Annotated in this window: 11 protein-coding genes; all 11 read left to right on the forward strand. The window is 40.0% G+C overall.

Translation table 11 applies throughout. The features are described 5' to 3' along the window. The first annotated feature begins 48 nt into the window (after positions 1-48). Positions 49-774 (forward strand): UMP kinase, encoded by a 726-nt coding sequence (gene pyrH, locus BN2425_RS06245; protein ID WP_042456372.1) that lies wholly within the window; start codon positions 49-51, stop codon positions 772-774. After that, positions 774-1,331: a ribosome recycling factor gene (frr, locus tag BN2425_RS06250; RefSeq protein WP_042456375.1), complete on the forward strand. Its 558-nt coding sequence runs from the start codon at positions 774-776 to the stop codon at positions 1,329-1,331. The genes pyrH and frr overlap by 1 nt, the downstream gene beginning before the upstream one ends. Before the next feature lie 254 nt (positions 1,332-1,585). After that, positions 1,586-2,362: an isoprenyl transferase gene (locus BN2425_RS06255; RefSeq protein WP_042456378.1), complete on the forward strand. Its 777-nt coding sequence runs from the start codon at positions 1,586-1,588 to the stop codon at positions 2,360-2,362. Positions 2,363-2,391: 29 nt separating this feature from the next. Continuing rightward, on the forward strand, positions 2,392-3,180 hold the full coding sequence (locus BN2425_RS06260; RefSeq protein ID WP_042456381.1) for a phosphatidate cytidylyltransferase: 789 nt from the start codon (positions 2,392-2,394) through the stop codon (positions 3,178-3,180). A 93-nt stretch (positions 3,181-3,273) separates the two neighbouring features. Next, on the forward strand, positions 3,274-4,416 hold the full coding sequence (gene dxr / locus BN2425_RS06265; protein ID WP_042456384.1) for a 1-deoxy-D-xylulose-5-phosphate reductoisomerase: 1,143 nt from the start codon (positions 3,274-3,276) through the stop codon (positions 4,414-4,416). Between the two features lie 88 nt (positions 4,417-4,504). Then, a complete protein-coding gene (gene rseP, locus BN2425_RS06270) occupies positions 4,505-5,767 on the forward strand; it encodes an RIP metalloprotease RseP (RefSeq protein WP_042456388.1) in 1,263 nt (420 codons plus the stop codon). A gap of 152 nt (positions 5,768-5,919) precedes the next feature. Next, positions 5,920-10,260, forward strand: a complete 4,341-nt coding sequence (locus BN2425_RS06275) for a PolC-type DNA polymerase III (RefSeq protein ID WP_042456390.1) — start codon at positions 5,920-5,922, stop codon at positions 10,258-10,260. A 205-nt stretch (positions 10,261-10,465) separates the two neighbouring features. Continuing rightward, on the forward strand, positions 10,466-10,936 hold the full coding sequence (gene rimP / locus BN2425_RS06280; RefSeq protein ID WP_042456394.1) for a ribosome maturation factor RimP: 471 nt from the start codon (positions 10,466-10,468) through the stop codon (positions 10,934-10,936). A 90-nt stretch (positions 10,937-11,026) separates the two neighbouring features. Beyond that, positions 11,027-12,148 (forward strand): transcription termination factor NusA, encoded by a 1,122-nt coding sequence (gene nusA / locus BN2425_RS06285; RefSeq protein ID WP_042456397.1) that lies wholly within the window; start codon positions 11,027-11,029, stop codon positions 12,146-12,148. Between the two features lie 17 nt (positions 12,149-12,165). Further along, positions 12,166-12,450, forward strand: a complete 285-nt coding sequence (rnpM, locus tag BN2425_RS06290) for an RNase P modulator RnpM (protein ID WP_042456400.1) — start codon at positions 12,166-12,168, stop codon at positions 12,448-12,450. Next, the gene (locus BN2425_RS06295) at positions 12,447-12,749 is read left to right on the forward strand and encodes a YlxQ family RNA-binding protein (protein ID WP_042456404.1); all 303 of its coding nucleotides are present in this window, start codon (positions 12,447-12,449) and stop codon (positions 12,747-12,749) included. Before rnpM ends, BN2425_RS06295 begins: the two co-directional genes overlap by 4 nt. The last annotated feature ends 14 nt before the right edge of the window (positions 12,750-12,763 follow it).

Below are 12,763 nucleotides of genomic sequence, written 5' to 3' on the forward strand. Positions count from 1 at the left end.
TGTTCCCTATTTTTAAAGGTATAAAGCAATTATTTTATGGAGGTTTATATGAACAGTCCTAAGTACAAACGCGTTGTGTTAAAATTAAGCGGAGAGGCGCTTGCTGGTGAATCAGGCTTTGGGATTAAACCTTCAATCATCAAATCAATTGCCACTCAAGTAAAAGAAATCGCCGAACTCGGTGTTGAAGTGGCAGTCGTTGTTGGCGGCGGCAATATTTGGCGCGGTAAAATTGGCAGTGAAATGGGTATGGATCGGGCAACAGCTGATTACATGGGTATGTTGGCTACTGTCATGAACTCGTTGGCGCTCCAAGACAGTTTGGAACAGTTGGGAATCGAATCGAGAGTTCAAACCTCAATTGAAATGCGCCAGGTGGCTGAACCATACATAAGACGCCGGGCAATGCGTCACCTTGAGAAAGGCAGAGTTGTTATTTTTGCCGCGGGAACAGGTAATCCTTATTTTTCAACAGACACGACAGCAGCATTAAGAGCAGCAGAAATTGATGCGGAAGTTATTCTAATGGCCAAAAATAATGTAGATGGCGTTTATTCAGCGGACCCTCGTATTGATGCTAATGCCAAGAAATATGATGATTTATCATTCTTGGATGTTATAAAGGAAGGGTTGGCAGTTATGGACTCCACAGCATCTTCGCTTTGTATGGATAATGATATCCCGCTAATTGTTTTCTCTATTATGGAACAAGGCAATATTAAGAGAGCCGTTATGGGCGAAAAAATTGGAACTGTTGTGAGGGGGAAAAACTGATGGCAAAACAAGTCATTAATCAAGCAAAAGAAAGAATGACGAAAGCAATTCAAGCTTACACCCGTGAACTTGCTACTATTCGTGCTGGCCGAGCAAGCGCATCTTTGCTGGACAGAATTACAATTGATTACTATGGTGCACCAACACCTGTCAATCAATTGGCTGGGATTACTACACCAGAAGCAAGGCTGCTAGTGATTCAACCCTATGATAAATCTGTTCTTGGAGAGATTGAAAAAGCCATTTTAAAATCAGATTTAGGCCTAAATCCAACAAATGATGGTTCTGTTATTCGACTTGCCATTCCTCAACTAACAGAAGAGCGCCGTAAAGAGCTTGTTAAATTGGTGAAAAAAGAATCCGAAGAAGCAAAAATAGCTGTCCGGAATATTCGTCGTGACGCTAATGATGATTTGAAAAAACTCGAAAAATCTGGTGAAATAACAGAAGACGCACTTCGTGGATTTTCGGATGATATTCAAAAATTGACTGACGAACACATAAATAAAATTGACCAAATAACCAAAGATAAAGAAAAAGAAATTATGGAAGTGTGATTCTTAAGCAGGCCAACCCTCTTTTTTAGGGGGTTTTTTAACTATTATAGGCAGTTTTAGTGATTAAGTTAATGATTGAAAGTTTTTCAGCGTTATTCTTAAATCATCCTCTTGTACATATGTTAATTTAAGAGCGATCTTCTTATAATTTTGGTATGATTAAAGCATATTATCTTTGTTTTTTACATAACCAAGGAATCTTAAGTTTCACTTTATTATCGGAGGAAACAATACTTTATTGGAGGAGCAATATTATGTTAAATAAGATGAAGCTTTGGAAGAACCAAAAAACCTCTTCCACACTCCGAGATAAAATCGAACAAATAAAATCTAGGCCTGTTCCTGAGCATGTGGCCATTATCATGGACGGCAATGGACGCTGGGCCAAAAAACGGGCATTGCCGCGAATAGCAGGCCATCATGAGGGAATGAAGGTTGTCCGAAAAACCACCATGCTGGCAAATGACTTAGGGATTAAAACCTTAACGTTATATGCATTTTCAACAGAAAATTGGAAACGGCCAAAGAATGAAGTAGATTATATAATGAAACTGCCTGAAGAATTTTTAGATACGTTTCTTCCGGAACTAGTGGATAATAATGTCCGGGTAAAAATGATGGGGTATAAAGACCAGCTGCCAAAGCACACACTAAGAGCCATTGAACAAGCGATGGAACAAACCAAACATAACGATGGACTAATTCTAAATTTTGCCTTGAATTACGGCAGTAGGGCGGAAATACTCGATGCGGTTAAGCTGGTTTTAAACGATTATAAAGATGGGAACCTCAATGAAAATGATATAAATGAGGAGGTTTTTTCTTCCTATCTTATGACTTCGGAATTTGCGGACCCAGATTTATTAATACGGACAAGTGGTGAAATTCGTTTAAGTAACTTTATGCTTTGGCAATTAGCCTATTCAGAATTTTGGTTTACTGAAGTGTTGTGGCCGGATTTCCGCGAGGAACATTTAATTGAAGCAATCGAGGTATACCAAAACCGGCAGCGCCGGTTCGGGGGAATTTAACTGTAAATCAAAGAGGTGTTGATCTTTAGATGAAGCAAAGAATTATTACAGGAGTTGTAGCTGCTGCACTTTTTCTGCCAATCATCATATACGGCGGCCTTCCTTTCGTGCTAGTGACATACTTGCTAGCAAGTATTGGATTATATGAATTATTAAAAATGAAGGGACTAACCCTCTTTTCTCCATATGGGCTTCTTTCACTTTTATTTTTATGGGTTATTCTTTTCCCACAGCAATATAATGAATTTTTGTCAGATTTTTATTATTCAAGGATAGAGATAGCTATAGCATTCATACTTTTGTTGTTAACCTATACGGTCCTTACCAAAAACCGCTATACCTTTGAGGATGCAGCGTTTTGCGTGCTATCTGCCATATACGTAGGAATCGGTTTTTACTTTCTGATTGAAACCAGAGAGGCTGGACTTATTTATATTTTCTATTCCTTGTTTATTATTTGGGCTACTGATTCTGGAGCATATTTTATTGGGAAAGCAATGGGGAAGAACAAATTGCTTCCTGAAATTAGCCCTAATAAAACAGTGGAGGGGTCAATTGGCGGCGTTGTGTGCGCCATGCTAGTAGCAGCACTATTTTTAATTTTTACAGATATAAAGGCAGCGCCGATTACATTGTTGGGGGTAACCCTGGTATTATCTGTTTTTGGACAACTTGGCGACCTTGTACAATCTGCGTATAAACGCCATTTCAATGTTAAGGATTCTGGAAAAATTCTACCAGGCCATGGGGGTATTTTAGACCGTTTTGACAGTCTATTATTTGTCTGGCCATTATTGCACTTTTTCCATCTATGGTAGAGGAATGATTTACATAATTAACAACTTAGAAGTAATTCAGTCCCAGCGTACATGCGTGAGACGCCTTCGCTTTTTAATTAGGAGATGAACCAATTGAAGACAATTAACTTATTGGGTGCATCAGGGTCAATTGGCACACAAACTTTAGATATCATTCGTCAGCATCCAGAAGATTTTAAACTTGCAGCTTTTTCTGTTGGGAAAAATATCGACTTTGCGCGAAAAATAATCATTGAGTTTCATCCTGAGCTAGTTTCTGTACAAACTAAAAGTGATTATCATATATTAAAAGCAGAGTTTCCAGGGACTAAAGTGACATATGGTGATGAAGGATTGATTGAAACCGCTGTGTTTGATAAGGGGGATGTCCTCGTCAATGCGGTTCTTGGCAGTGTTGGCTTAAATCCAACTTTGCATGCTATCGAATCCGGAAAGACCATTGCTATAGCCAATAAAGAAACATTGGTAACGGCAGGCCATCTAGTTCTTGAGGCTGCTGAAAAGCACCAAGTTGCGCTGCTCCCGGTAGACAGTGAACATTCAGCCATTTTCCAAGCTCTTCAGGGGGAAAAGGAAAAAAATATCAAGAGGCTGATTTTAACTGCATCTGGTGGAAGTTTTCGGGACCGTTCCCGAGAGGAATTAGCCGATGTTACGGTTGAAGAAGCATTAAACCATCCAAACTGGTCAATGGGTGCAAAAATAACGATTGATTCGGCTACGATGATGAATAAAGGATTGGAAGTTATTGAGGCACATTGGTTGTTTAACATGCCATATGAAAAAATTGATGTATTGCTCCATAAAGAAAGTATCATTCATTCAATGGTAGAATTCCATGACAGCAGCATTATTGCTCAATTGGGTACCCCTGACATGAGGGTGCCAATCCAATTTGCTCTCACCTATCCTGACAGATTGCCGCTTTCTACTGCCAATAGGCTAAATTTGGCAAAGGTTGCTTCACTGCATTTTCAGGAAATGAGTTTTGAAAGGTTCAGGTGTTTACAGTTTGCATACTCCGCAGGAAAAACAGGAGGTACAATGCCAACTGTATTAAATGCAGCAAACGAGGCGGCAGTCGCTGCTTTTTTACAAGGCAAAATTAAATTCTTGGAAATTGAAGACTTGATCGAAAAAGCACTAACCCGGCACAGTCCGATCCAACATCCGGATTTAACCTTGATTCAAGAGGTTGATAAAGAAACTAGACAATATGTACATTCACTTCTGTAAAAAACATCAAGAGCACGTAAGAGGCGGCGGAGCTAGAATGTATAGGAAAAAGTGAAACTTTTTAACCTAAAAAAAGGTGGTTTTATATTTGAGTACAGTTTTAGCTTTTATTGTGATTTTTGGCGCACTCGTTTTTTTTCATGAATTAGGGCATTTTGTATTTGCCAAACGGGCAGGAATCCTATGCCGTGAGTTTGCGATTGGAATGGGTCCAAAGGTTTTCTCACATAAAAAAGGAGAAACCACCTATACGATCAGGTTATTGCCAATAGGCGGATATGTCAGGATGGCGGGCGAAGACCCAGAAATGGTTGAGATTAAAGCTGGATACCGGATTGGACTTTTATTGAACAAAGAGGAGAAAGTATCCAAGATTATCCTAAATAATAAAGAGAAGTTTCCAAATTGCCGTATTGTGGAAGTGGAATATGCAGACATTGAAAAAAATTTAATTATAAAGGGATATCCCGAAGATGACGAAGACCAATTAACCACCTTTTATGTCGACTCGCAAGCTGTTATTGTTGAAAATGGTGTAGAGTCGCAAATTGCACCTATCGACAGACAATTCGCCTCCAAATCACTGGGGCATCGATTCATAACTATTTTTGCGGGACCAATGAATAACTTTATCTTAGCTTTTGTGGTATTCATTGTCATTGCTTTACTGCAAGGTGTACCAACGAACGAGCCAAAACTTGGAGAAATTACCCCTGATGGCGCGGCTAAAGCTGCGGGACTTCAACAAGGGGACATTGTTCAAAGTATTGATGGGTCCGAAATTTCAAGTTGGAACGATGTCGTGGAAATCATTAGGGAAAATCCGAATAAACAATTAGATTTTACCATTATCCGCAACGGTAAAGAGCAGGAAATCCAAGTGACCCCTGCTGAAAAAGTGGTAGAAGACCAAAAGATGGGGATGATTGGAGTATATAGTCCAGTTGAAAAATCTCCGGTCCAGGCCGTTACGGCTGCTGGAAAAGAAACTTACTTTTGGACCACACAAATTTTTGTCAGTCTTGGAAAGCTAATAACCGGGCAATTTTCGATTGATGCCCTTTCTGGACCGGTAGGAATCTATGTCTCCACGGATGAAGTGGCCAAGTCAGGTATTTTCTATCTTATGAAATGGGCTGGAATTTTAAGTATCAACTTAGGGATTATGAATTTATTACCAATCCCAGCACTTGATGGTGGAAGACTAATGTTTTTTGCAATAGAAGCTGTAAGAGGCAAGCCGATTGACCGTCAAAAAGAAGGAATGGTTCATTTTATTGGGTTTGCGCTTCTGATGTTATTAATGCTTGTGGTCACTTGGAACGACATTCAAAGATTCTTCTTGAAATAAGATAGGCTTCGAAGCGCCCTTGCAGGTATCATTAGCCCAAGGGCGCTTTTTATTCATCCAAAAATGGATGAAGTTTTCTGTCGAATAAAACCGAATCACAGGCAGTGATGTGTTATAATTATTTTTTAGAAACAATAGAGATACAGAAATAGATGGGAGAGAGAACGTTGAGCGGTCTATCCTTAGGGAATAAAGAGCGATTCTTACTCTTGCTCCAGCAGCTTCAATTAACAGAGGATGCTGTGATGATCCACTTTAATAATGCACAAATTGAAAGACTATTAGTTGAAAAAAAGGCCAGGAAATGGCACTTTCAATTTTTATTTGAAAAAATCCTTCCATATCAGGTTTATATGCAATTTACTACGAGACTGGAGAAAACTTTTGCTGAAATTGCAAAAGTTTCATACCAAATAAATGTTTTGGATAAAACCATTACACCGCAATTAGTTATGGATTACTGGAATTACTGCATCCAGCATATCGAAGGAATTGCACCACCTCTATTAAAATTACTCAGCGAACAATTGCCGCAAATCAGTGGAAGTAAGCTAACCATTTCCGTTCACAATGATGCAGAAGGGCTCACCTTAAAACGAAAATATGGGAATGTGATAAGCGATATCTATCAATCCTTCGGTTTCCCTCCTGTTTCATTTGAAACGGAATTAAGAAGTGATGAAACAAATGAGGAATACCAAAAGTTCTTAGAAGCCAAGCAAAAGGAAGATTCTGAACGTGCCTTATTAGCGATGGTTGAGATGCAAAAGAAAGATGCTGAGAAAGACTCATCCGGTTCAAATGCACCAGAGGGTCCGCTTTCCATTGGGCTTACGATTAAAGATGATAGTGAGATGAGAAGTTTAATTGAGATCGTTGATGAAGAACGTCGGATTGTCGCAGAGGGGTATATCTTTGACGCAGAAATACGCGAATTAAGAAGTGGCCGTTCACTTTTGACCTTTAAAATGACGGACTACACTAGCTCCATCATAGTTAAAATGTTTTCTCGTGATAAAGAAGATGCTGCCCAATTTGCCCGCGTAAAAAAAGGCATGTGGGTTAAAGTTAGGGGAAGTATCCAAAACGACACATTTGTTCGTGATCTAGTCATGATTGCAAATGATATCAATGAGTTCAAGCCAATTGGACGCAAAGATACAGCACCTGAGGATGAGAAGCGTGTTGAATTGCACCTTCATTCACCAATGAGCCAAATGGATGCTGTTACGCCGGTTAGTACATTGGTAGCCCAAGCAGCGAAATGGGGCCATAAAGCCATCGCGATTACCGATCATGCAGTAGCTCAATCGTTCCCAGAAGCATTTAGTTCCGGGAAGAAAAATGGTGTTAAAATCCTATATGGAGTAGAAGCTAATTTAGTAGATGATGGTGTTCCAATTGCCTATAACGATGCCCATAGATTGTTGGCTGATGACACATTTGTTGTCTTTGACGTAGAAACTACTGGACTCTCAGCCGTATTTGATACCATTATCGAGCTTGCTGCTGTTAAGTTAAAAGGCGGAGAAATTATTGACCGCTTTGAATCATTTGCCAATCCACATCATCGGCTTAGCGCGACCACTATCAATTTAACTGGCATTACGGATGATATGGTCCAAAATGCCCCGGATGTACCAGAAGTCCTGCAAAGGTTTCATGATTGGGTCGGAGATGCCGTTTTAGTTGCCCATAATGCGTCGTTCGATATGGGATTTCTAAATGTGGGTTACAAAAATATGGGACTAGAGAAAGCTAAAAATCCAGTCATCGATACGCTTGAATTAGGCCGTTTCCTTTATCCGGAAATGAAGAACCACCGTTTAAATACATTGGCGAAAAAGTTTGATATTGAATTAACCCAGCATCACCGCGCCATTTACGATGCCGAGGCAACAGGATACCTGCTATTGAAAATGCTAAAGGATGCTACCGAAAAGAACATTGAATATCATGATCAATTCAATGAACATATGGGACAAGGAAATGCCTACCAAAGGGCTAGGCCATATCATTGTACATTGCTTGCTCAAACAGAGGCAGGATTAAAGAACCTGTTTAAAATTATATCGATTGCCCATCTTGAGTATTTTTACCGTGTACCACGTATTCCAAGATCTGTTTTGCAAAAATACAGGGAAGGTATTTTGGTTGGCTCCGCGTGTGATAAGGGAGAAGTATTTGAGGGTATGATGCAAAAATCTCCTGAGGAAGTGGAGGAAGCCGCCCGTTTTTATGACTATCTAGAAGTCATGCCAAAGGAAGTATATGCGCCATTATTAGAAATGGAATTGGTACGTGATCAAAAATCTTTGGAAAAGATCATAAGCAACATAGTAACCTTAGGTGATAAATTGGGAATACCAGTCGTAGCAACTGGAAATGTCCATTATTTAAATGAGAATGATAAAATTTATCGGCAAATTCTCATCAATTCACAAGGCGGGGCCAATCCATTAAATCGCCATAAACTGCCTGACGTTCACTTTAGAACGACAAATGAAATGCTGGATGCTTTTGCTTTTCTAGGAAGTGAAAAGGCAAAAGAGATTGTTGTAACCAATACCAATAAAATTGCAGATATGATTGATGAAATTAAACCGGTTAAAGATGACCTGTACACCCCAAAAATTGAAGGGGCCGAGGAGGAAATGCGCCGGATGAGCTATGTAATGGCCCACCAAATATACGGCGACCCGCTGCCGGAAATTGTCGAAGCCCGGCTCGAAAAGGAATTAAAAAGTATCATCGGCCACGGATTTGCCGTTATCTATTTGATTGCTCACAAGCTTGTAAAAAAATCGCTTAATGACGGTTATCTAGTTGGATCAAGGGGATCTGTCGGTTCCTCATTAGTGGCAACCATGTCGGAAATTACAGAGGTCAATCCGCTTCCGCCACATTATATCTGTCCGAATTGCAAGCATTCTGAATTCTTTAATGACGGTTCTGTCGGTTCGGGATTTGACCTGCCGGACAAAAACTGTCCACAATGTGGTTCCGTCTATAAAAAGGATGGGCACGATATCCCATTTGAAACGTTCCTTGGCTTTAAAGGGGATAAGGTTCCGGATATTGACTTGAACTTTTCAGGGGAATATCAGCCAAGGGCACATAACTATACAAAGGTGTTGTTCGGTGAGGATAATGTGTATCGGGCAGGAACAATCGGCACAGTTGCGGATAAGACAGCATTTGGATATGTAAGGGCCTATCAACAGGAAAACAATCTGCAAATCCGTAATGCTGAAGTGGAAAGACTTGCTTCAGGCTGTACAGGCGTAAAAAGAACGACCGGCCAGCACCCTGGAGGCATCATTGTTATTCCCGATTATATGGATGTATTTGATTTTAGCCCCATTCAATTCCCGGCAGATGATCGAAACTCTGAATGGCGGACAACCCATTTCGACTTCCATTCTATCCATGATAACGTGCTTAAACTGGATATTCTGGGACACGATGATCCGACTGTTATTAGGATGCTTCAGGATTTGAGTGGAATCGACCCGAAAACCATACCAACGGATGACCCTGAAGTCATGAAGATTTTCAGCAGTACCGAATCACTTGGAGTAACAGAACAACAAATCATGTGCAAAACAGGAACATTAGGTATTCCTGAGTTCGGAACAAGGTTTGTCCGGCAGATGCTGGAGGATACAAAACCGACCACTTTTTCTGAGCTCGTGCAAATATCCGGATTATCACATGGTACAGATGTTTGGCTGGGAAATGCTCAAGAATTGATTCAAAACCAGACTTGTAACTTGAGTGAAGTAATTGGATGCCGTGACGACATTATGGTGTATTTAATTTATCAAGGTCTAGAACCTTCTTTTGCTTTTAAAATTATGGAGTCAGTCCGTAAAGGAAAAGGGTTAACGGATGAAATGGAAGCGGAAATGCGACGGAACGAAGTGCCAGAATGGTATATTGATTCATGCAAAAAGATTAAATATATGTTCCCTAAAGCCCACGCCGCAGCATATGTACTAATGGCCGTAAGAATTGCTTATTTTAAGGTCCATTTACCATTATTATATTATGCAGCTTATTTCACTGTCCGTGCTGAAGACTTTGATCTTGAAACGATGACTAAAGGCCCGGAAGCGATTCGGGCTAAAATCGAGGAAATTAATGCAAAAGGGCTAGATGCGTCTAATAAGGAAAAAAGCTTATTAACCGTACTCGAACTTGCCTTGGAAATGACGGAAAGAGGTTACACCTTCCAAAATTATGACTTATACAAATCAGCAGCAGCGGAATTTATTATTGATGGAAACACGTTGATTCCGCCATTTAATTCCATTCCGGGTCTTGGAACGAACGCTGCAGTTAACATAGTGAGAGCTAGAGAGGATGGCGAGTTCCTTTCTAAGGAAGATTTGCAGCAGCGTGGAAAAGTGTCTAAAACCATCCTGGAATATTTGGACAATCAAGGCTGTCTGGAATCCCTGCCGGAACAAAATCAGCTTTCTCTGTTCTAGGGAGTGTTAACACCTTGTTACAGGGATAACATTTGCAAGTACCTGTTGATTATGTTATAGTTTTATTGGAAATACTAAGAAATACTCTCGTGAACAAGAGTGGGGACCCTCCCACTCTTTCGTGTTGTTTAAGTGGTTTTCTTCATTCATTTTTAATGGCATTTGAAATAACTACATAGAATATGGGTGGAAAAGGAGGTCTAACATGAGCAAAATTACAGAAGTGGTAGAAGAGCTGGCTGCACCAATTTTTCAAGAACTTAACTTGGAATTAGTGGATATTGAGTATGTGAAGGAAGGAAAAAGCTGGTTTCTTCGCGTATATATCGATAAAGAAACAGGAGTAGATATTGAAGATTGTGGTCTTGTCAGCGAACGGCTAAGCGAAAAGCTTGATGAGGTCGATCCTATTCCTCATAACTATTTTCTTGAAGTATCATCACCTGGAGCAGAGCGTCCATTAAAAAAAGAAAAAGATTTTCTTAAAGCAATTGGGAAAAATGTCTTTATCAAAACATATGAGCCTATAAATGGGGAGAAAACGTTTGAAGGGACCTTACTTGAATATGACGGACAGATTGTAAAAGTGGAAGTCAAAATTAAGACCCGGAAGAAAACGATTGAAATACCTGTTGAAAAAATGGCTAATGCACGCCTGGCTGTTACTTTTTCATAGAAAAGCGAAGAACAATAGCCACTAGGGCGCTGGAACATGAAAAATCTCAAAGTTGAAAAATAAAATATAAGGATAGGGGGATACAAACAAATGAGCAGCGAATTATTAGATGCTCTTACAATACTGGAAAAAGAAAAAGGCATTTCCAGAGACGTGTTAACTGATGCGATTGAAGCTGCACTTATTTCGGCATACCGCCGCAATTTCAATCAGGCACAAAACGTAAGAATTGACCTTAATTTACAAACAGGAACGATGCGTGTGTTTGCGCGTAAAGAAGTAGTAGATGAAGTTTTTGATCCTCGTCTGGAAATATCTATTGAGGATGCAAGAAGACTTAATCCCAACTATCAAGTAGAAGATGTTGTCGAGATGGAAGTGACTCCAAAAGATTTTGGTAGAATCGCAGCCCAAACCGCCAAACAAGTGGTTACCCAACGTGTTAGGGAAGCTGAGAGAGGGATTATCTATTCCGAATTTATTGATCGTGAAGAAGATATAATGACTGGCATTGTACAAAGGCTTGACTCCAAGTTTATTTATGTAAGCCTTGGGAAAATTGAGGCGTTATTGCCGGTGAATGAACAAATGCCAAATGAACGATACAAGCCGCATGATCGCATTAAGGTGTTTATCACGAAAGTGGAAAAAACAACGAAGGGACCGCAAATTTTTGTATCCCGTACACATCCCGGTCTCTTGAAACGCCTGTTTGAGATTGAAGTGCCGGAAATATACGATGGCACAGTTGAAATTAAATCGGTTGCTCGTGAAGCTGGAGACCGCTCGAAAATATCAGTCCACTCTGATAATCCAGAAGTGGACCCAGTCGGAGCTTGTGTTGGGCCAAAAGGCGCAAGAGTACAGGCTGTCGTAAATGAATTAAAAGGTGAAAAAATTGATATTGTAAAATGGTCTGATGACCCAGTTGTTTTCGTTGCAAATGCACTTAGTCCGTCTAAAGTTCTTGACGTAATGGTTAGTGAAGCGGAGAAAGCAACCACAGTCGTGGTGCCGGATTATCAATTATCTCTTGCTATCGGCAAACGTGGACAAAATGCCCGGCTGGCCGCGAAATTAACTGGTTGGAAAATAGATATTAAATCTGAATCAGAAGCTCGTGAAAAGGGAATCTATCCTCGTGAGGAAACAATTAGGTTGTTTGATGAACCTGTTGAGCCAGATTTTGATTATGACGAAGAGCTAGAATAAGTTTGGGGTGAATAATCGTGAACACGAAAAGAAAAGTTCCGATGCGCAAATGTGTGGCAACCGGTGAAATGAAACCGAAAAAAGAACTCGTTCGCATTGTTCGCTCAAAAGAAGGCGAAGTATCTATCGATTTAACAGGGAAAAAATCCGGCAGAGGAGCTTACTTATCCAAAGATAAGGAGGCAGTCCTGCTGGCAAAGAAAAAAAATATCCTATCCAATCATTTAGAAGTGTCAATAGATGAAACTCTTTATGATGAACTTCTTAAACTGATTGAAAAGGAGAACGGGTCTGCCAAATGAGACAAAATCAATGGATGTCTTTTTTAGGGTTGGCCAATCGAGCACGGAAAATCATATCAGGTGAAGAGTTAACTGTGAAGCAAATTCGCAGTGGGAATGCTAAACTCGTTTTATTATCTGCAGATGCATCTCAAAATACGACAAAAAAAATTACAGATAAATGTAATTCGTATTCTGTTCCAATAAAATTAGTAGAAAATCGTTATCTTCTTGGCCAGGCAATTGGCAAAGAAGCCCGCGTTGTTGTAGCTGTTTTAGATGATGGATTTGCCAAAAAACTGGTAACGTTGCTCGATTAAATCTTGCGGGGGTG

Origin of the sequence: Neobacillus dielmonensis (assembly GCF_000612665.1) — a bacterium.
Classification (GTDB): Bacteria; Bacillota; Bacilli; order Bacillales; family Cytobacillaceae; genus Neobacillus; species Neobacillus dielmonensis.